Origin of the sequence: Nocardioides bruguierae, from assembly GCF_023656415.1 — a bacterium.
Taxonomy (GTDB): domain Bacteria; phylum Actinomycetota; class Actinomycetes; order Propionibacteriales; family Nocardioidaceae; genus Nocardioides; species Nocardioides bruguierae.
This window is the reverse complement of record NZ_JAMOIL010000001.1, coordinates 50,737-70,841: the sequence shown is the minus strand read 5'-3', so window position 1 is coordinate 70,841 and position 20,105 is coordinate 50,737. Positions and strand designations below refer to the sequence as shown.

Below are 20,105 nucleotides of genomic sequence, written 5' to 3'. Positions count from 1 at the left end.
TCAGAGCGGCTCATGAGTCGAACAGCGCCAGCTCGCTGCCCCAGCCGTCGACGATCGGCACGAGCACCGGCTCCGGCTGCGAGCGGTCGAACTCCCGGCGGTGGTCCAGGACTCGCTCGAAGGTCTCCCGGATCGCGGCGGGGTCGCCGTCCAGGGTGCGCTCCACCAGGCTCAGCAGGCCGTCCGCCGTCCACCCCGGCAGCGGGTGCTGCTCGAGCTCCCACGGCAGGTACTTGTGGTACGGCCGGACGCGGCCGCCCAGCGAGAACACGGTGTCCAGGAGCCACGGCAGGGACTCGGCGGCGTCCAGCCGTCGTTCCCGCACCCGGCCGTCCCGGTCACTCTTGAGCGCGCGGTAGGCGTAGTTGACCCACCCGTCCAGGCGGTCGTGCGTGACGAGGATCGACCGAGCCTCCTCGGGAGAGACGGTGGCCTGCCGCAGGGCCAGGTCGTCCAGCATGCCGCCGGTGCGGTCCAGCACGACGGGCGCCCAGGCGAACGACCATCGGTACCACCAGTAATCGGTGCCGAACGGCGGGATCTCCGCCAGCTCCGAGAGGGACAGAGGGATCTCGTCGACCGCGGCGGTCTTGGTCGTGCGCCGGCCCGCAGTTGCGTCGTCCGTCAGCACCACGTAGACGTCGAGGTCCGAGCGGTCGGTGGCCAGCCCTCGGCCCGCCGAGCCCGACAGGATCAGCCCGAGCAGGTCGTCCCCGTGCGTGGCGTCGTTGCGTTCAGCGACCTCCGCCAGGAGGTTCGTCCTCTCCGGCGTCAGGTGCTCGGGCGAGGCCAGCGAGATCGCAGTCACGGCGCGACTGTCTCAGTCGAGCACAGCAGGGACAACGTGTTTGCAGAGCCGCCCAGCGGCCGTGCCACGACCGCACCGTGCCGGGACTCGTCAGGCCAGCCGCCAGCCCCCGTCCGTGGGGACGATCACGCCGTGCACGTAGGACGACTCCGACGACGCCAGCCACCACACGACCGCGGCGGCCTCGGCGGCGCTGCCGAGGCGCTGGGCAGGAACCTCGGCGCGCACCGCTGCCCGGAAGGAGGGGTCCTCGACCGTCTCGGGCGGGAAGTAGGACGGGTTCTCGATGAAGTTGGGGGCCACGCCGTTGACCCGGACGCCCGACCCGGCCGCCTCCTTGGCGGCGCTGCGGACGACCGAGGCCTGGGCCGAGCGGGCCGCCTCGTACGCGGCCACGGGGTGCCCGCTGGAGCGCAGGACCACGGCCGAGGTCGGGACCACCACCACCCCGTCCCCCTGGGCGCGCATGTCGGGCAGGCACGCGGCGAGGAGCCAGAACAGCGGGTGCACCAGCCGGTCGAAGACCCCGACGAGGGTCGCGTCGTCGTGCTCCTCCACGGGCGCGACGGTGATCGGCACCTCGAGGTTGGCCACGAGGACGTCGAACGGCCCGTGCTCGGCCACGAACGCGGCCACCTCGGCGCGCGAGGTGAAGGGCGCCGCACGAGTGACGACCTCCTCGCCCTCGGCCCGGAACCGCTCGACCACCCCCGGCCCCAGGAAGTCGTTCGCGTCCGTCACCAGCACCCGTCGTCTCACGGCAGCGACCCTAGGAGACAGGCCGGGCCCCCGCTCCACCCCCGGCACGCGCGGCCCCCGACTCGCCCCCACGCCCTCCGTGAGACCACCCGGGGCGCTCCTGGGCTGAGCCCTGGGCGACAGCGGCCCTCAGCGGGACCCGCGCAGCTCCGGGAAGTCGGAGTCGCGGAACTCGGTGCTGATGGAGGCCTCCGCCAGCTGCTCCTCCCGTCCGCGCAGCTCGACCCGGCGGATCTTGCCGGAGATGGTCTTGGGCAGGTCGAAGAACTCCAGCCGCCGCACCCGCAGGTAGGGCGCGAGCTTCTCGCGCGCGTGCCGGAGCACGTCGCGCGCGGTCTCGGCGGTCGGCTCGTAGCCGGGGGCCAGCGCCACGTAGGCCTTCGGGACGGCCAGGCGCAGCGGGTCCGGCGCCGGCACGACCGCCGCCTCGGAGACCGCCGGGTGCTCGATGAGCACGCTCTCCAGCTCGAAGGGGCTGATCTTGTAGTCGGAGGCCTTGAACACGTCGTCCGTGCGCCCGACGTAGGTGAGGTAGCCGTCCTCGTCGCGGGTCGCCACGTCGCCGGTGTGGTACCAGCCGCCGGCCGTGGCCTCGGCCTGCCGCTCGGCGTCACCCTGGTAGCCCGTCATCAGCGGCAGGGGCGAGGCTGAGAGGTCCAGGCACAGCTCGCCCTCGCCGACGCCCTCCACGAGTGCACCGGTGCGCTCGTCGACCAGCACCACGGGCACGCCGGGCAGCGGACGGCCCATCGAGCCCGGCTTGAGCACCGAGCCGGGGGTGTTGGCGATCTGGGCGGTGGTCTCGGTCTGGCCGTAGCCGTCGCGCACGGCCACGCCCCACATGCGCTCGACCTGCCCGATCACCTCGGGGTTGAGCGGCTCGCCGGCGCCCACGACCTCACGCAGGGCAGCGGGCTTGGCGCCGAGGTCGGCGTGGATGAGCATCCGCCACACCGTGGGCGGGGCGCACAGCGTCGTCACCCGCTCCTCCTCGAGGCGGGCGACGAGGCGGGAGGCGTCGAAGCGCGCGTAGGCGAGCACCACGGCGGTGGCGCCGGCGTTGAACGGCGCGAAGAAGGACGACCACGCGTGCTTGGCCCACCCGGGCGAGGAGATGTTGAGGTGCCGGTCGCCCGGCAGCAGGCCGAGCCAGAACATGGTGGTCAGGTGCCCGACCGGGTAGCTGACCTGGGTGTGCTGCACCAGCTTCGGCCGCAAGGTCGTGCCCGAGGTGAAGTAGAGGAGCAGGGGGTCGGACGGGGCGGTGCCGGGGTGCTCGAGCGCACCGGCCTCGCAGGCGTCCGCGTCGGACAGCGACAGCCAGCCGTCACGCTGCCCGGCCACGACGCGCAGCAGGGAGGCCGCCTCCGGCAGCACGTCGACCTTCTCCGCGTCCTCCGGGGTGGTCACCACGGCACGCACCCCGGCCCGGTCGAGCCGGTCGGACAGCTCCGCCGACCCCGCCGCCATCGCCGTCGGCACCACGACGGCGCCCAGCTTCATGGCGCCGAGCATCGTGGTCCACAGCTCCACCTGGTTGCCGAGCATGATCATCACCGCGTCACCGCGGCCGATCCCGTGGCCGGCGAGCCAGCGGGCGGTCCGGTCGGAGGCCTGCGCCAGCGCGTCGTAGGTGAGCGCCTCACGCGAGCCGTCCTCGTGCAGCACCACGAGTGCCTCGGTGTCGTTGCCTCGGGCCGTGGCGTCGAACCAGTCGATGGCCCAGCACCAGCGCTCCCCCACGTCCGGGAACGTGAACCGCTCGAGCGCGGTCGTGTGGTCCTCGCGCAGGTCGAGCAGCAGGTCTCGCGCCGCACGGAAGGCGGTGGTGGCGTCGGTCATGCGGTGGGTCCTCCTCCTCGCCCGCGACGGGCTTCCCCACGAGCGCGCAGCGAATGTAGACCCCACATACCGTCGGTACCCGCGCGGGTACGTCCGGTACTGCCGAGCCGCCTCGTCCGCTCGGGCGGTGCACACCCCCGGTCCCGGTCACTAGGTTGACGCGCGTCCCGGGACCGGGACTCCCCGCCGCACCAGGAGCCCCGCGTTGCCCGAGCCAACCCCCGAGCAGACCCCCGAGCACACCCCCGAGCGGCCGTCCGCTGATCCCTCCCCTGATCCCTCCGCTGATGCCGTGGCCGACGGTCGCCCGACCTACGAGGCGGCCATCGGCCACGGCATCCGGTGGGCGTCGTCGTGGACCCTGCGCTGGCTGATCATCGGCCTCGGCGTCGCCGCCACGCTGTGGGTCGTCGGTCTCCTGTGGCCGGCGGTCTTCCCCATCCTGCTCGGCCTGATCGTCGCCACCGTGCTGGCGCCTCCGGCCCGGTTCCTCCAGCAGCGGCTCCACTTCCCCTCGGCCCTCGCCGCGGCGACCGTGCTCGTGGTGGGGCTGGGTGCGCTCGGTGGTGTGGTGGCGGCCGTGCTCCCCTCGGTCGTCTCGCAGGGCAGCGAGCTGGGCAGCAGCATCACCGGGGGCCTGCGCCAGCTGCAGGAGGTCGCGGTCAACGCCGGTATCGGCATCGACCAGTCCGACATCGACTCCGCCGTCGACGAGATGGTGTCGCGCGTCCGGTCCAGCTCCGGCAGCATCGCCACCGGCGTCCTCACCGGCGTCAACGCAGTGACCTCGGGCCTGGTCACCGGGCTGCTGACGTTGGTGCTGGCGTTCCTCTTCGTCAAGGACGGCGAGCGGTTCCTGCCCTGGCTCGGCGGTCTCCTGGGCCCGCGCACCGGCCCCCACGTCACCGAGGTGCTCGGCCGCTCGTGGGACACCCTCGGCGGGTTCATCCGCGCCCAGGCCGTCGTCGGCTTCCTCGACGCGGTCTTCATCGCGATCGGCCTGGTGCTGCTGGGGGTCCCGTTGGTCCTGCCGCTGGCACTGCTCACGTTCCTGGCGGCGTTCGTGCCCGTGGTCGGTGCGGTGGCGGCCGGAGCCGTGGCCGTCCTGGTGGCGCTCGTCGACCAGGGGCCGATCACCGCACTGCTCGTGATCGGGCTCGTCGTGCTCGTCCAGAACGTCGAGGGCAACCTGCTCTCCCCCTGGCTCCAGGGGCGGAGCCTGCGGCTGCACGCGGGCGTCGTCCTCCTCTCGGTGACGCTGGGCAGCAGCCTGTTCGGCGTCGCCGGGGCCTTCCTCGCCGTCCCGACCGCCGCCGTCCTCGGCGTGCTCTCGCGCTACCTCGTCGAGCAGGCGAGGCTCGCCGCCGGGGAGCCCGTGCACACCGACGCGGCCGACGGCGACGAGGGACCCGACGACACTGCCGAGGACGCGCGGCAGGTCAGCCCCGCGTAGCCCCCAGCTGCACCAGGTCGGGCGTCCCCGCCGGCACCGACGGCCCGCAGCAGGACGCGGCGGGCGCACCGTCGAACGCGGGAGCCGCGCCGCACACGCCGGTCTCGGGCAGCACGAGCTCGACGGCCGCGGCAGCCTCGTGGTCGCCCGCGACCTCGGCGACGATGGAGCGGACCTGCTCGAAGCCGGTCAGCGCGAGGAAGCTGGGCGCGCGGCCGTAGGACTTCATCCCGGCCAGGTACAGCGCACCCTCGGGCTGGCGCAGCAGCGCCGCGCCGTGCGGTGCCACGGTGCCGCAGGAGTGGTGGGCGGGGTGGATCTCCACGGCCAGCCCGCGCGGGCAGCCGAGCTCGGGGTCGAGGTCGAGGTGCACCTGCTCCAGCCAGGAGTGGTCGGGCCGGAATCCGGTCACGGCCACGACGTGGTCGACGTCGCCGACGCGGGTGCCGTCGACGGAGACCAGGCTCAGCCGACCGTCGTCGGCCTGCTCGAGGGCGGCGGTGCGGAACCCGGTGACGGTGGTGACGACCTCGGACCCGGCCGCCGACCGCGCAGCCTCGCCGAGGCGTCCGCGGTTCTCCAGCTCGTCCGCCTCCCCGCCACCGAAGGCCCGCGAGGTGTCGCCGCGGCGCAGCAGCCAGGTGACCCGGGTGCCGGGGTGGGTCGTGGCCAGACGGCCGAGGGCGACGAGGGCGTTCTGGGCCGAGGCGCCGGCACCTGCGACCACGACGTGCGTGCCCGCCAGCCTGGCGATGACGGCCGGGTCCTCGACGTCGGGCACGGCGTAGATGACGGCGTCCGCGTGCGCCCGCTCGCCGGGCACGGGCCAGCCGTCGGCGCCCAGCGGGTTGGGACGACCAGCGGTGCCGGAGCAGTCCACGACCGCGGCGGCGCGCAGCGTCTCCTCGTGCCCGGCCACGGTGACGACGTGCACGGCGAACGGGACGTCCTCCCGACCACCGGCGACCAGCAGGTCCCGCCCCTCGCGGGCGACGCCCTCCACCCGGGCTCCCGTGCGCAGGTCGACGCCGGCGTCCACCAGCGCGCGGGCGAGCGGCGCGAGGAACTCCCGCACCCAGGTGCGTCCGTCGGGCACGGCGTCGGGGTCCGGGGCCGTCCAGCCCGCGGCCTCGAGCAGGCGGCGGGCCGCCGGGTCGACCAGCTCCGACCAGGGTGAGAACAGCCGCACGTGGCCCCAGCCGAGCACCGCGCCACCCACCTCCCCCTGCTCCAGGACGACGGTGGGCAGGCCGCGCTCGACGGCGTGGGCCGCCGCGGCCAGACCGATGGGGCCTGCGCCGACGACGACGAGCGGGAGCTGGTGCGTGGGGATCACGATGTCCTCCTGAGCCGGGACTCGAACGATCATTGATCGATGCGGATCGATGAATGCGCTCACCGTGGCAGTTCCATCGATATTCGTCAATGATCGACAGTGATCGATGACTGCCGTACCGTGCCGCCATGAGCGAGACGCTGGAGCCCGCCGCGGCCGAGACCTACGCCTCCTGGTTCGCCGTGCTCGCTGACCCGACGCGGGTGCGGCTGCTGCACGCGGTCGCCTCGGCGTCCACCGGCGCGACCCGCGTGGGCGACCTCGCGACCCAGCTCGGCATCAGCCAGCCGACGGTGTCCCACCACGTCAAGCGTCTCGCCGAGGTCGGCTTCGTGAGCCTGAAGAAGGTCGGCACCTCCACGGTGGTGGCCGTGAACGAGACCTGCTGCACCGGTCTGCCGCACGCCGCCGACGTGGTGATGGGCGCCCTCACCACCCGTCCCTGCTGCCCGGCCGACCTGCCGGTCGACGTGAGCACCCGGTCCATGACCGACGCGGACCTCCCCCGTGTCCGGGAGATCTACGCGCAGGGCATCGCCACACGCAACGCCACCTTCGAGACCGAGGTGCCCGAGGTCGACGCGCTGCGGCACAAGTGGACCGACGGGCACCGGTGGGTGGCGGAGGCGGACGTGGACGGCGAGCGTCGCCTGGTCGGCTGGACAGCGGTCTCCCCCGTCTCGGCCCGGGCCTGCTACGCCGGGGTCGGCGAGACGTCCGTCTACGTGGCCGAGGAGGCCCGCGGCCGGGGCGTGGGCAAGGCACTGGTGCACCGCCAGGTCACCGAGGCCGACGCCGGCGGGCTGTGGACGCTGCAGACCTCCATCTTCCCCGAGAACCGGGCCAGCATCGCGCTGCACCACGCCGCCGGCTACGAGACCCTCGCCGTGCGCTCGCGGATCGCCACCCTGGACGGGGTCTGGCGCGACACGGTGCTGCTCGAGCGGCGCCGGCGCGAGGACTGAGACGCGCCGGTCGGGCTGCGCGCGCTGGGGCCGCCGTCACGCCGCCCGGACGGGACAGTATCCAGGGCGGCGAGACGGCGGTGGGTGGACCGGGGGCGCAGAGCGCCAGGGGTACCGGCCGCAGCCGACCCTAGGGGTCCGAAGTCCCGCCTCGTCGAGGATTCACAGGAATCCTGTGAGAGAACGCTTGCTCCGGGGCGCGCGGTCTGGACGTGACTTGCTCAGCAGGCATGACTCCGCCCACAGGCGTCACGCAGGACGTCTCGGATGACACGTGTTCCGCTTCAGGTCCGGTGGCGCACCACGGGGCCGGGAAGGTGGCGGTGCTCAGCTGCCCTTGACCGCGAGGACCGGGCAGTGGGCGTCCAGCAGCACCCGCTGGGCGTTGCTGCCGAGGATCAGCTTGCCGACCGGCGAGCGTCGACGCAGCCCGATGACCAGCAGCTCGGCGTCGTTGGCCTCCGCGATGGAGAGGAGGTCCTCGGACGGCTCGTAACCACGCACCAGCTGGCGGATCTCGTAGTCGACGCCGGACTCCTCCAGCAGCGCCTTGACCGTGGTCAGGGAGGCCTCGGCGTCGTCCGCCGCATCGCTGTCGAAGTCTCGACCACCGCGGTGGGAGTCCACGACGACCAGCGTGACCTCGCGGCGCTTCGCCTCCGACACCGCTGCGCGAAGCGCTGCCTCGCCCTCCGGCTTGGGGACGTAACCCACCACGACCGTGCTCATGTCGACCTCCCGCCTCGGCCCCGGCCTCCGCCAGGGACGCGTGCGCCCGGGCGACCCCGAGCGCGGACGCCGGCTCCTGCACCGGCAGCGCCGACGCTACCGAACTCCGCACCACCCGTCTCGGGGCCTTGGCCACCCGCACGTCGCGCGGCGTGTCACGCCGGCCCTGTCCCGGCCCCACGGTGACGCTCGGCCTGCCAGAATGCGGCCCAGCACCCGCCACGCCCTTGGAGACGGACGGAGCAGCACCGTGGACCCGACGAGCATCACCCTGCTGGCCGCGCTCGCGGGCGGCCTGACGGCCACGGCCCTGCGTCTGCCACCGCTGCTCGGCTTCCTCGCCGCCGGCTTCGTGCTGCACGGGCTGGGCGTGCCGGAGGTGCCGGTGGTCTCGCTGGCCGCCGACCTCGGCGTGACGCTGCTGCTGTTCTCGGTGGGCCTCAAGGTCAACGTCCGCACCCTCGTGCGGCGCGAGGTGCTCGGGGTCGGGGCCCTGCACATGGTGCTCACGACGGCGCTGGTCGCCCTCGTCCTCGGCGCGCTCGGCCTCACGGGCTGGGCGATCGTCGGCGGCACGGACTGGCGCACCGCGCTGCTCGTCGGGTTCTCGCTGTCCTTCGCCAGCACCGTCTTCGTCGTGAAGGTGCTCGAGGAGCAGTCCGGCTCGCGCTCGCTGGCCGGACGCACGGCCATCGGCATCCTGGTCCTCCAGGACCTGGCGGCCGTGGTCTTCCTCACCGCCTCGCACGGGTCGTTGCCCGGGCCGGAGGCGCTGCTGGTGCTGCTCCTCCTCCCCGGGAGCCTGGTCCTGCGTCGCGTCCTGGACCGTCTGGGCCACGCCGAGCTGCGCCCGCTCTTCGGCGTCGTGCTCGCGCTGGTCCCGGGGTACGCCCTGTTCGACGCCGTCGGCCTCAAGGGCGACCTGGGGGCGCTGGCCATCGGCATGCTGCTGGCCAGCCACCCGGGCTCCGAGGCGCTGTCCAAGAGCCTGCTCTCGGTCAAGGACCTCTTCCTCGTGGGGTTCTTCCTCTCCATCGGGTTCACCGGCATCCCGGACCTGCCCCACCTGCTCATCGCCCTCGGCCTCGTGGCGCTGATCCCCCTGCGCGGCCTCGCCCTGGCCTGGCTCCTGTGGTGGGCCGGGCTGCGCCGCCGCACCTCCGTGGTCACGGCGACGGCGATGGCCAACTACTCGGAGTTCGCGCTGATCGTGGCCGTCGCCGCGCCCGCGAGCCTGCTCGGGCCCGAGTGGGTCGGGGTGCTCGCCACCGCCATCGCGGTGAGCTTCGTGCTCGGCACCGTCACGCGGCACCCGGAGTGGGTCGTCCGGGTCACCTCGCGGCTCATGCCCGACCGCCCCAGCGAGCGCCTCCACCCCGACGACCGGCCCGTCGACGTGGGGCACCACCAGGCCGTCGTCCTCGGGATGGGGCGCGTCGGCCGCTCCGCCTACGAGCGGCTCGCCGGCGAGCACGGGCTCTCGGTGGTCGGGGTGGAGAACTCGGTCGAGCGGGCCGAGAAGCTGCGCGCCGACGGGCTCGACGTCGTCGAGGGTGACGCCACCGACCCGGAGTTCTGGGACCGCGTGCGCACCGGCGACGTCGCCGTGGTCCTGCTGGCCATGCCCTTCCACGGCAACAACATCGAGGCGCTCAGCCACCTGCGCGGCTCGGGCTACGAGGGCACCGTCGCGGTCGTCGCCCAGCAGGACAGCGACCTCGAGCACGCCCGCCGGGCCGGTGCGGCCACCGGCCTCCAGCTCTACGACGGAGCGGGTGCGGAGCTCGCGGACCGTGCCGTGCGCGCACTTCCCGGTGCCTGAGCCACCGCTCCTCGCCACCCTGTGGAGAGCCGGTCGCGCACCGGGCCCGAGCGGAGCAGACTCCAGGCGTGCCCCTCTCCCCGCCCGACGTCCCCCTCGCCGCGGGAGACCTGGGTGGGGACGGCGGCGGCCTGCCGTCCTGCCCGTCCGCCGCCACCACCGCCGCGCTCCGACGAGCCGTCTACGACCTGGCCACCGGTGAGCGCCGCCGCCGTCCGCCGGCGCGGCTGCACGTCGGGCTGCCCGGCGGCAGGGTCCGCGTGCTGGCGGCCGACCGCACCGACCTCGACGCCGCCCTGCGCACCGACCTGCTCGTCACGCTGCTCCTGGCCGCGTGGCAGGACCTCGGTGCGCGGCCGCTGGTCTGGCTGACCCGCACCGGGCCCCTGGACCTGCAGGACGCGGATGCCGCCTGGTTGTCGGCCGCACGCGCCGCGGCCGCCGAGCTGGGCTCGGGCCTGGTGTTCGTGGTCGTCACCCGCAGCGGCTGGTGGGACCCGCGCAGCGGCACGACGCGGCGGTGGAAGCGGATGCGCCGACGCTAGACGTCAGCGCCGGGTTTCACTGCCGGGTTTCACTGCCGGGTGCCACTGCCGGTCACGGCTGGTCACCGTTGGGACCAGGTGTGGACCGGCTCGCCCGAGCGCTGGTGCTCGAGGTACTCCCCCAGCACGACGCGCAGCGCCTCCTCACGCCCCAGGTCGGAGTGCGAACGGACCCGGCCCACGAACCACTCGGCGCCGTTGGTGCCCAGCAGGCAGCGCTGCTCGATGATGCCGAGCAGCCGGTCGCGCTCCGCGGGGTCGACGCCCCACGAGGCCAGCCCCTCGTGCGCCAGAGGCAGCAGACGTCGCAGCACCAGCTCGGTGGCCGCCACCTGCCCGACCCCCGGCCAGTAGACCTGCGCGTCGATCCCGTCGCGGGCACCGATGCGGAAGTTCTCCTCGGCCGCGGAGAAGGACATCTGCGACCAGAGCGGACGGGGCGAGGACGCCAGTGCGCGCACCAGGCCGAAGTAGAAGGCGGCGTTGGCCACGGTGTCGACGACGGTCGGGCCGGCGGCCAGCACCCGGTTCTCCACTCGCAGGTGCGGCACGTCGTCCACCACGTCGTAGACCGGGCGGTTCCACCGGTAGACGGTGCCGTTGTGCAGCCGCAGCTCGGCCAGGCTCGGCGTGCCGCCGGCCTCGAGCACGGCCACGGGGTCCTCGTCCTCGACGACGGGGAGCAAGGCCGGGAAGTAGCGGACGTTCTCCTCGAAGAGGTCGAAGACCGAGGTGATCCACCGCTCGCCGAACCACACGCGTGGTCGCACGCCCTGAGCCTTGAGCTCGGCCGAGCGGGTGTCGGTGGCCTGCTCGAACAGCGGGATGCGGCTCTCGCGCCACAGCTCGTGGCCCAGCAGGTACGGCGCGTTGGCACCGACGGCCAGCTGGACGCCGGCGATGGCCTGCGAGGCGTTCCAGACCGCGGCGAAGCGTGAGGGGGTGGTCTGCACGTGGAACTGGGTCGAGGTGCAGGCGGCCTCCGGCATGATCGTGTCCGTCGAGGTCTGCAGCCGCTCGGTGCCCTCGATGTCGATCGTGATGTCCTCGCCGCGGGCGTCGAGGATCTGGTCCGAGAGCAGCCGGTACCGCGGGTTCGCGGTGATCATGTCGGGCTCGAGGTGCCGGGGCGTGAGCGTGGGCAGGATGCCGACCAGGGCGATCCGGTCCCCGCGACGTCCGGCCGCGTCGTCCGCCCGCTCGACCCGCTCCCGCAGGCCCTCCTCCAGGGCGCGCAGGCCGCCGTCGCGCAACCTGCCCGGAGGCACGTTGATCTCGAGGTTGAAGCGCCCGAGCTCCGTGGTGAAGTCCTCGTCGTCGAGGTCGGCCAGGGTCTCCTCGTTGTGCAGCGACGGCCGCCCGTCGGCGTCGACCAGGTTGAGCTCCAGCTCCAGGCCCGTCATCGGGTCGTCGGTGTCGAAGACCGACTCGTGCAGCATCCTCGCCAGCACGTCCAGGCAGCGCCGCACCTTGGCGCGGTGCGCCGTGCGGTCGGCCCGGGTGAACTGCTGGTCGTCGACCTCCTCGCCCATGGACGGAGATCCTAGATGTGCGGCTCCTCACCCGCCCGGGAGGACGACTCAGCCGGCCCGGCTGACCCGGTCCCAGTCGTGCGGGGGCACGGCGTGCTCGAGGAGGAACGAGACCTGCACCGCCATCGGGTGGTCGGGCTCGACCTCCAGACAGCGGTCCAGCGCGCACCAGGCCAGTGCCCCGTGCCCGGCCAGCCAGGCCGCGAACCCGAGCATCGCCGCCGCATCGGCCACGTGCGGCTCGGGCGCCCGCCGCACCACGTCGGTCCAGAACCCGACGTGGTCGGGGGCGGTGTCGCGACGCATGTGCATCCAGGCCGCGTCCCGGGCGTCGACGTCCTCGAGCGCCAGCAGGAGACCGGCCACCTCGGCGTCGGAGGCGGCCGCGCTGCCCGGCACGCGGCGGTCCAGCAGGTCCGTGACCGCCGCCGCGCTGCGAGCGACCGCCCCGTACGCGGACCCTGGTGCGGGCTCGAGCGCCCGCTCCACCGCGCCGGTCGCCTCCTCGTCCCGGGCGAGGGTGGCCGCGAGGTCCTCGCGCGAGCCGTGCGTGACGCGCCCCTCCACCACGCTGCGCACGGCGAAGGGGTGCGGGCCGTCCGGCAGGGGCGTGCCTTCGCCGGTGGCGCCGGGCCCCGCGGCGGGCCACCAGGCGCCGCCGTCGACCCGCAGCGCCTCCACGACCTCGATCCCGGCGGCGGTGAAGGCACGCTCCAGGGCCTCCGCGGTGCGGCGGGCCTGACGTCGTCGGCGGGCGTGGAGCACGAGGACGACCCGACGCACGCCGTGGCGCAGCGACGGCTCGAGCAGGGAGTCGACGACCTCGGCGAGGGCGTGGCCCCCGCGGTCGTCCACGGGCGGCAGGTCGACCCGCGCGTGGAACTGACGGGTCGCGCCGAAGGTGAGCATCGTGACCGACTCGGAGGGCTCGAACCCGAGCACCACCGGCACGAGGGCGACGAGGTCCTCGGGGCTGCGGGCGGTGTAGCGGGCCGGTCGGCCGGGGTGGGGGACGGAGGTGCGGGGTGCAGGTGTCATGACTCGACCCTCGGCCCACCGAGCTGCCCGCGGGGCGCTGGTTCCCGGGGCTGTGGAGGAGGTCGTCGCGGCCGGTGCCTGTGGACGCCGGGTGGCGCGGGTACCCGAGGGTGAGGATGGGTCGGCTGTCGGCACCGGGGAGTAGGTTCTCGCGCCGTGCGCGCCCACGCCTCCGTCCTCCACCTCGACCTGGATGCGTTCTTCGCCTCGGTCGAGCAGCGGGACAAGCCGTCGCTGCGAGGCAAGCCCGTCGTCGTGGGCGGCGTGGGCGGCCGCGGCGTCGTCGCCACCGCCTCCTACGAGGCCCGCCGGTACGGGGTCCGGTCGGCCATGTCGACGCGGGAGGCGCGCAGCCGGTGCCCCCACGCGGCCTTCCTCACCGGGCGCTTCGGGGCCTACCGCGAGGCCAGCCGCCAGGTCATGGCCGCGCTGCGCGAGGTGAGCCCGCTGGTGGAGCCGCTCTCGCTGGACGAGGCGTTCGTCGACCTGGCCGCGGCGGACCTGCCCGACCTGGAGGTCGACACCGTGACCGGCGTGGCCGACCGCCTGCGGCACCGGGTCGCCGAGGCCACCGACGGGCTGACCTCCTCGGTGGGCCTGGCCAGCAGCAAGTTCCTCGCCAAGGTCGCCAGCGACCTCGACAAGCCCGACGGCCTGGTGGTCGTGCCGCCCGGCACCGAGACCGAGCTGCTGCGCCCGATGGCCGTCACCGTCATCCCGGGCGTCGGGCCCGCCACGGCCGAGCGGCTGCGCCGCGCCGGGGTGACCACGGTGGCCGACCTGGAGCGGGTGCCCCTGGAGGAGCTGGTCTCCCTGCTCGGCAAGGCGCACGGCGGCAGCCTGCACCTGCTGGCCCGGGCCCGTGACGACCGGCCGGTGGTGCCGGAGCGGGAAGCCAAGTCCGTCAGTGTCGAGGCGACCTACGACAGCGACCTCTCCGACGTGCGCGTGATGGAGGCGGTGCTGACCCGGCAGGCCGCCGACGTCGCCCGCCGGCTGCGGGAGTCCGGAGCCTCGGGCCGCACGGTGAGCATCAAGGTGCGGCTGCACGACTTCACCACCGTCTCCCGCTCCAGCACCCTCTCCTCGCCCACCGACGACCCGGGCGTCGTCGCGCGCCTGGCCCGAGCGCTGCTCGCCGAGCTGGCCGCGGGCCCGGACGTCGGCGTCCAGCTGCGCGGGGGCGTGCGCCTCCTCGGCGTCGGCGTCTCCGGCCTGGCCGACTGGGTGCAGGAGGACCTGTTCTCCAGCCTCGAGGAGCCCGAGGACGACGAGGCCGAGGACCTCCCCGAGCCACCCCGTGCCCGCCAGGGCTCCGCGTTCGCCCCGGGGGTGGACGTCGAGCACGTCGAGCACGGTCGCGGCTGGGTGTGGGGGGCCGGACGCGGCGTGGTCACCGTCAGGTTCGAGACCCGCGAGTCCCCCGCCGGTCCGGTGCGCTCCTTCTCGCTGGAGGACCCGGACCTGCGCCTGTGGACCCCCGAGGTGCCGGAGGACGACGACCCGCTGGCCTGAGGCACCAGGTGTGAGGCATCAGGCCCGGCGGAAGCGGACCTGCTCCCCCGGCCTGGCCTGCAGCAGGCGAGGCAGGTCGCGGGGGTCCACGACCGCGACCACCGGGTAGCCACCGGTGGTGGGGTGGTCGGGCCCGAAGACGACGGGCGTCCCCGACGGCGGCACCTGCACCGCCCCCAGCACCACGGCCTCGCTGGCCAGCTCGCCGGTGCGCGTGAGCGGGAGCGCCGGGCCGGCCAGCCGCACCCCGACCCGGTCGGAGTCGGCGGCCACCTCCCACGCGCACCGTGCCAGGTGCGCTCGAGGGTCGGGGCCACGCCAGTCGGGCCGAGGGCCCGGGTGCAGCCGCAGTGGCCCGCTGCCCGCCGGTGGGGGCACGTCCAGGGGCGCGGGCCGGCCGGCGTCCTCGAGGAGCGCGACCTCCTGCCCGACCTCGAGCGGCCGCGGGCCGAGGCCCGAGAGCGTGTCCCCGGACCGTGACCCCAGGACCGCGGGGACGTCCACCCCGCCGCCCAGCGCCAGCCACGACCGCAGTCCGGTGGGTGGGTGCCCGAGCGTGATCCGCGCCCCGGGCGCGGCCCACACGGGCTCGGCGACCGGTCGGGCACGTCCGTCGACGAGCAGAGGGGCGGGAGCACCGGTGAGGGCCACCCAGCGGCCGGGGCCGCGCAGGCGCAGGGCCAGCCCGCCCAGGACGACCTCGAGCAGGGCCGAGCCGGGTGCGCCGACGAGACGACGGGCCAGGTCGGCGGCGGCCGGGTCGGCGGGCCCGGAGCGCGGCACCCCCAGGTGCGCCCAGCCGGGACGCCCGTCGTCCACCACGAGGACGGGGCCGCCGACCCGCTCCACCAGGAGGCCGCTCATCGCACCGCCACGAACCGGACGCGCGTGCCCGGGGCCAGCAGCGCGGGCTGGTCGGCCGCGACGTCCCACAGGTCCAGGTCGGTGCGGCCGATCAGCTGCCAGCCGCCCGGCGACGCGGTCGGGTAGACCCCGCACCAGCCACCCGCGAGCGCGACCGAGCCCGCCGGCACCCGGGGACGCGGGGAGGCACGGCGCGGCACCGACCAGGGCCAGGTGGTCTCCCCCGGGCGCCGCGGGTCGGCGGACCCGAGGCCGGTGAGGTAGGCGAAGCCGGGGGCGAACCCGCAGAAGGCGCTGACGAGCTCGGCCCCGGTGTGGCGGGCCACGACCTCCTCGACGCTGCAGCCCCAGGCGCCGGCCACGTCCGCGAGGTCCTCGCCGTCGTACACGACGGGCACCTCCACCAGGCGGCCCGGCGCCACGTCCCCGTGCCGGGAGGGCGACCAGGAGGCGACCAGGGCTCGGACCGCCCCCAGCTCCGCCGGCAGGTCGAGCCCGTCGAGCAGCACGGTGGCGGCGCCGGGCACGACGTCGAGCAGGCTCAGCCCGGCGGCGACCGAACCGGCACGCACGTGGGCGGCCAACGAGGCCGCCTCCCCGGCCGCCGCGCCGGGCAGGTCGACCAGCAGCGCGGTGGGGCCCGCGGGGAGGAACGCGGGCGCGAGCCCGGGGACGCGGCCGGCGGTCACAGGCCCGCCAGCCGCCAGCCGGCGGCCTCGAGCGCTGCGCGCACCTCGCGGGCGTGCTCGACCGCGCCGGGGTGGTCGCCGTGCAGGCACAGCGAGTCGACGGTCGGCGCCAGGACGAGCGCGCGCGAGGCGATCTCGGGGCCGTCGGTGATCACCGCGCCGGGCAGGGAGCGGTCGACGAGCGCGCCGTCGGGGGTGTAGGCGCGGTCCGGGAAGCCCTCGTGCCGCACCCCGCGCCCGGTGCTCGCGGCGAGGGTGAGCAGCGCACCGGGCATCCCGAGGACGGGCAGGGCGCCCAGCCCCGCGTCGACCCAGCCGGCCCACACCGCGTCCGCCTGCTCGTGGTCGGTGCGCGTGCGGTGGTAGAGCGCACCGTGGGGCTTGAGGTAGGCCACCGCTCCCCCGGCGGCGCGGGCGAGGTCCGCCAGCAGGCCGGCCTGCTCGGCCACCTGGGCGCGCAGCACGCGGTGCGGCACGTCGAGCGGCCGACGTCCGAACCCCTCGCGGTCGGCGTAGGAGACCTGGGCCCCGATCGAGACCCCGCGGGCCACCGCGCCCTCGCAGACCGCCCGCATGATCGCCGGTGACCCGGCGTGGAACCCGCAGGCCACGTTGGCGCTGGTCACGACCGTCAGCAGCGCCTCGTCGTCGGTGACCTCCTCGCCCAGGTCGGCGTTGAGGTCCACCGTGCTCCGCGCGGTGGAGAGGTCCGGTCCGGACAGGTCGGTGACGGCCATGTTCCGCACGGTAGGGCAACCACAGGGGCGGTGGTGGCACCACCTAGGCTCGCGGACATGGCGACCGACTCCTCCCCCCTGCCCGACCAGCAGCCCGAGCAGGTCCCCGCCCAGATCCCCGCCGTGCAGCCGAGCGAGCCCCCGCTGGCCGCCACCCGCACCACCACCCGCGAGATCCACGGGCGCGTGCGCACCGACGAGTACGAGTGGCTACGGGCCAAGGACAGCGACGAGGTGACCGGCTACCTGGCCGCCGAGAACGCGTGGACCCAGGCGAGCACCGCACACCTGGCGGACCTGCGCGAGAGCCTGTTCGAGGAGATCCGCACCCGCACCCGCGAGACCGACCTGTCGGTGCCCACCCGCAACCGAGGCCACTGGTACTACTCGCGCTCCTTCGAGGGCCGCGAGTACGGCGCCACCTGCCGGGTGCCGGTGACGGACCCCGACGACTGGACGCCCCCGACCCCGGCCGAGGACGCCGCCCACGGCCAGCCCGCGCTGCCCGGCGAGGAGGTCCTGCTCGACCTCGACGCCCTGGCCGAGGGCCACGAGTTCTTCTCCCTGGGCGGCGCCGCGATCAGCCCGGACGGCACCTACCTGGCCTGGGCCGTCGACACCGTCGGCGACGAGCGCTACACGATCCGGGTGAAGGTCCTGGCGACCGGCGAGATCCTCGAGGACGTCATCGAGGGGGCGCTGGGCGGCGGCACGTGGGACCGCTCCGGCACCCACCTCTACTACACGACCGTCGACGAGTCCTGGCGCGCCGACAAGGTCTGGCGCCACACCCTGGGCACGAGCCAGGACACCGACGACCTGGTGCACCACGAGACCGACGAGCGCTTCTTCGTCGGGGTGGGCCGCTCGCGCTCCGACCGCTTCCTCGTGCTCGCCGCGGGCTCGAAGACCACCTCGGAGTACCGCTTCCTCGACGCCGAGGACGAGGACGCCGGGTGGCAGCTGTTCTGCGCGCGCACCGAGGGCGTCGACTACAACCTCGAGCACGCCGTGATCGGCGGCGAGGACTGCTTCCTGGTGCTGCACAACGCCACCGGCCCGGACTACGAGCTGGCCCGCACGCCCGCCGCGCCGACGCCTCGCGAGGGCTGGACGGCCCTCATCCCGCACGACGCCAGCACCCGGCTGGAGGACGTCGACGCGTTCGCCGGCCACCTGGTCGTCCACCAGCGCAGCGACGGCCTGACCCAGCTGCGCGTCCTGGACCTGGACGAGAACGGCATCAGCGACGACTACCTCGTCCACTTCGACGCCGAGGTCTACACGGTCGGTGCCTCGGGCAACCCCGTCTTCGACCAGCCGGTGCTGCGCCTGGGCTACACCTCGATGGCGCACCCGGCGAGCATCTACGACTACGACGTGCGCAGCCGCACGCTCACCCCGCGGCGCCGCACCCCGGTGCTGGGCGGCTACGACCCGGACGACTACGAGGAGCACCGGCTCTGGGCGACGTCCCCCGACGGGACGCGGGTGCCGATCTCGCTCGTGGCGCGCACGGGCGCGAACGCCGACGGCCCGGTGCCGACGCTGCTCTACGGCTACGGCTCCTACGAGGCGTCCATCGACCCCTACTTCTCCATCGCCCGGCTCTCACTGCTGGACAGGGGCGCGGCCTTCGCCATCGCGCACGTCCGCGGCGGCGGCGAGATGGGTCGCCACTGGTACGACGACGGCAAGATGGCTCACAAGCAGAACACCTTCACCGACTTCGTCGCCTGCGCGCGGCACCTCGTGGAGGCCGGCTGGTCCAGCCCGGAGACGCTGGTCGCCGAGGGCGCGAGCGCCGGCGGGCTGCTGATGGGTGCGGTCGCGACCCAGGCACCGGAGATGTTCGCGGGGATCGTCGCCGGCGTCCCGTTCGTCGACAACCTCACGACCATGCTGGACGCGACGCTGCCGCTGACCGTCACCGAGTACGACGAGTGGGGCAACCCCGAGGCCGACGCCGAGGTCTACGACTACATCGCCTCCTACGCGCCGTACGACAACGTCACCTCGGGGCCGTACCCGCCGATCCTCGCCGAGACCAGCGTCAACGACACCCGCGTGCTCTACGTGGAGCCCACGAAGTGGGTGGCCCGCCTGCGCGCCTCGGTGCCCGACCGGCGCCCCGAGGTGCTCCTGCGCACCGAGATGTCCGGCGGCCACGGTGGCGTCTCCGGCCGGTACAAGGCGTGGAAGGACCGCGCGTTCGCCCTCGCGTGGATGCTGGACCGGATGGGCCTCGCCGGCATCGACCCGCGCTGAGCCTGCCCGGCAGCACCGGGATGTGACCTGGGACACCTCTGCCCAGGTGAGGTGCTGAGAAGACACTGAGAGTTGTCTTGCGGTGCAACTCGTGGGCCCTTCCGTTCGTCGCTGGAGGTGAAGGGCCCACCGCAAGGGTGGGTTGGCCGGTGGGAATCCGGGCAACCCCAGGGTCGTTGGATCAGTGTGGACGTCCCCGATCGTCCACGCGCAGAGGAGGGTTCATGGCCACCAGCACCGCCAACCGCAGCACCACGCGCGAGATCGAGGGCCGGGACAGCGTCGGCCTGTACCTGGATGAGATCGCCCGCAACCCCCTGCTCGACGCTGCCCGAGAGGTCGAGCTGTCCCAGGCGATCGAGGCCGGTCTCTACGCCCAGCACCTGCTCGACACCGGCCGCGTCGGCCGGGCCAAGGGTGGTGCCCCCGGCCGCGCCACCCGCGAGGAGCTGGAGTGGCTCGCCGAGGAGGGCGAGAGGGCCGTCCAGGAGTTCATCACCGCGAACCTGCGGCTGGTGGTCTCCATCGCCCGCAAGTACGGCCGGGCGCAGATGCCAATGCTCGACCTCATCCAGGAGGGCAACACCGGCCTCATCCGCGCCGTGGAGAAGTTCGACTACTCCAAGGGCTACAAGTTCTCCACCTACGCCACCTGGTGGGTCCGCCAGGCCATCACGCGCGGCATCGCCCAGCAGGCCCGCGTCGTCCGGCTGCCCGTCCACGTGGTCGAGGAGCTCAACCAGGTCGGCGGCGCACGCCGCACCCTGGAGCGTCAGCTCGGCCGCGACCCGGAGCCCGAGGAGATCGCCGCCGAGCTCGACATGGACGTGGAGCGCGTCATCGACCTGCTCTCCTGGGGTCGGGAGCACGTCTCCCTCGACACCCCGGTGGACGAGGACGGCGACACCAGCCTCGGCGACCTGATGGCGCAGGAGACCACGCCCGGCCCGGACCTGACGGTGCTCGACATCGAGTCCCGCGACCGGCTGAACACGCTCGTCGAGCAGCTCGACACGCGCGCCGCCGACATCATCCGCGCCCGCTACGGCCTCGCCGACGGCCGTCAGCACAAGCTGGCCGACATCGGCGCCAAGCACGGCATCTCCGCCGAGCGGGTGCGCCAGCTGGAGCGGGAGGCGCTGCAGAAGCTGCGCCGCTTCGCCGACCCGGACCTGGCTGCCGGGGCCGCCTGAGCCGCCGGCC

At 74.3% G+C, this 20,105-nt stretch carries 17 protein-coding genes; 7 read left to right on the top strand and 10 right to left on the bottom strand.

All coding sequences use genetic code 11. The features are described 5' to 3' along the window. Window positions 1-10: 10 nt before the first annotated feature. The 3 genes from M8330_RS00350 to M8330_RS00340 form a co-directional block, all read right to left on the bottom strand. Entirely contained in the window at window positions 11-808 is a 798-nt protein-coding gene (locus tag M8330_RS00350; protein ID WP_250825709.1) for a nucleotidyltransferase domain-containing protein, read from the bottom strand. A 90-nt stretch (window positions 809-898) separates the two neighbouring features. Then, window positions 899-1,567 (bottom strand): SDR family NAD(P)-dependent oxidoreductase, encoded by a 669-nt coding sequence (locus M8330_RS00345; protein ID WP_250825708.1) that lies wholly within the window; start codon window positions 1,565-1,567, stop codon window positions 899-901. Between the two features lie 129 nt (window positions 1,568-1,696). After that, complete coding sequence (locus tag M8330_RS00340) at window positions 1,697-3,409, bottom strand: AMP-binding protein (RefSeq protein ID WP_250825707.1); 1,713 nt, start codon at window positions 3,407-3,409, stop codon at window positions 1,697-1,699. Window positions 3,410-3,614: 205 nt separating this feature from the next. On the opposite strand from M8330_RS00340, the gene M8330_RS00335 reads away from it, so the two are divergent. Beyond that, window positions 3,615-4,862: an AI-2E family transporter gene (locus tag M8330_RS00335; protein ID WP_250825706.1), complete on the top strand. Its 1,248-nt coding sequence runs from the start codon at window positions 3,615-3,617 to the stop codon at window positions 4,860-4,862. Here M8330_RS00335 and M8330_RS00330 read toward each other — a convergent pair. After that, a complete protein-coding gene (locus M8330_RS00330) occupies window positions 4,849-6,198 on the bottom strand; it encodes an NAD(P)-binding domain-containing protein (protein WP_250825705.1) in 1,350 nt (449 codons plus the stop codon). The two genes, M8330_RS00335 and M8330_RS00330, sit on opposite strands and share 14 nt — an antisense overlap. A 128-nt stretch (window positions 6,199-6,326) precedes the next feature. Between M8330_RS00330 and M8330_RS00325 the strand changes: the two genes are divergently transcribed. Then, window positions 6,327-7,163 (top strand): helix-turn-helix domain-containing GNAT family N-acetyltransferase, encoded by an 837-nt coding sequence (locus tag M8330_RS00325; protein WP_250825704.1) that lies wholly within the window; start codon window positions 6,327-6,329, stop codon window positions 7,161-7,163. 327 nt (window positions 7,164-7,490) lie between these two features. Here the strand turns inward: M8330_RS00325 and M8330_RS00320 are convergent, their stop codons facing one another. Next, on the bottom strand, window positions 7,491-7,892 hold the full coding sequence (locus M8330_RS00320) for a universal stress protein (protein WP_250825703.1): 402 nt from the start codon (window positions 7,890-7,892) through the stop codon (window positions 7,491-7,493). A gap of 250 nt (window positions 7,893-8,142) precedes the next feature. Here M8330_RS00320 and M8330_RS00315 point away from each other — a divergent pair, with 250 nt between their 5' ends. Both M8330_RS00315 and M8330_RS00310 read left to right on the top strand, forming a co-directional pair. Then, complete coding sequence (locus M8330_RS00315) at window positions 8,143-9,714, top strand: cation:proton antiporter domain-containing protein (RefSeq protein ID WP_250825702.1); 1,572 nt, start codon at window positions 8,143-8,145, stop codon at window positions 9,712-9,714. A gap of 68 nt (window positions 9,715-9,782) precedes the next feature. After that, on the top strand, window positions 9,783-10,259 hold the full coding sequence (locus tag M8330_RS00310; RefSeq protein ID WP_250825701.1) for a hypothetical protein: 477 nt from the start codon (window positions 9,783-9,785) through the stop codon (window positions 10,257-10,259). 62 nt (window positions 10,260-10,321) lie between these two features. Here the strand turns inward: M8330_RS00310 and M8330_RS00305 are convergent, their stop codons facing one another. Next, complete coding sequence (locus M8330_RS00305) at window positions 10,322-11,791, bottom strand: glutamate-cysteine ligase family protein (protein ID WP_250825700.1); 1,470 nt, start codon at window positions 11,789-11,791, stop codon at window positions 10,322-10,324. Between the two features lie 48 nt (window positions 11,792-11,839). Next, entirely contained in the window at window positions 11,840-12,829 is a 990-nt protein-coding gene (locus M8330_RS00300; protein WP_250825699.1) for a DUF4192 domain-containing protein, read from the bottom strand. Between the two features lie 156 nt (window positions 12,830-12,985). Here M8330_RS00300 and M8330_RS00295 point away from each other — a divergent pair, with 156 nt between their 5' ends. After that, window positions 12,986-14,344, top strand: coding sequence for a DNA polymerase IV (locus M8330_RS00295; RefSeq protein WP_250825698.1), 1,359 nt, complete (start codon window positions 12,986-12,988; stop codon window positions 14,342-14,344). Between the two features lie 18 nt (window positions 14,345-14,362). Here M8330_RS00295 and M8330_RS00290 read toward each other — a convergent pair whose 3' ends face one another. The 3 genes from M8330_RS00290 to M8330_RS00280 are packed head-to-tail and all read right to left on the bottom strand — an operon-like array spanning window position 14,363 to window position 16,634. Continuing rightward, window positions 14,363-15,208: a 5-oxoprolinase subunit C family protein gene (locus tag M8330_RS00290; protein ID WP_250051807.1), complete on the bottom strand. Its 846-nt coding sequence runs from the start codon at window positions 15,206-15,208 to the stop codon at window positions 14,363-14,365. Beyond that, complete coding sequence (locus M8330_RS00285; protein ID WP_250825697.1) at window positions 15,205-15,897, bottom strand: 5-oxoprolinase subunit B family protein; 693 nt, start codon at window positions 15,895-15,897, stop codon at window positions 15,205-15,207. The genes M8330_RS00290 and M8330_RS00285 overlap by 4 nt, the downstream gene beginning before the upstream one ends. Continuing rightward, window positions 15,894-16,634, bottom strand: a complete 741-nt coding sequence (locus tag M8330_RS00280; protein ID WP_250825696.1) for a LamB/YcsF family protein — start codon at window positions 16,632-16,634, stop codon at window positions 15,894-15,896. Before M8330_RS00280 ends, M8330_RS00285 begins: the two co-directional genes overlap by 4 nt. Before the next feature lie 57 nt (window positions 16,635-16,691). Here M8330_RS00280 and M8330_RS00275 point away from each other — a divergent pair, with 57 nt between their 5' ends. After that, window positions 16,692-18,902 (top strand): S9 family peptidase, encoded by a 2,211-nt coding sequence (locus tag M8330_RS00275; RefSeq protein WP_250825695.1) that lies wholly within the window; start codon window positions 16,692-16,694, stop codon window positions 18,900-18,902. Window positions 18,903-19,126: 224 nt separating this feature from the next. Beyond that, window positions 19,127-20,095: a sigma-70 family RNA polymerase sigma factor gene (locus M8330_RS00270; RefSeq protein ID WP_250825694.1), complete on the top strand. Its 969-nt coding sequence runs from the start codon at window positions 19,127-19,129 to the stop codon at window positions 20,093-20,095. Window positions 20,096-20,105: the final 10 nt, after the last annotated feature.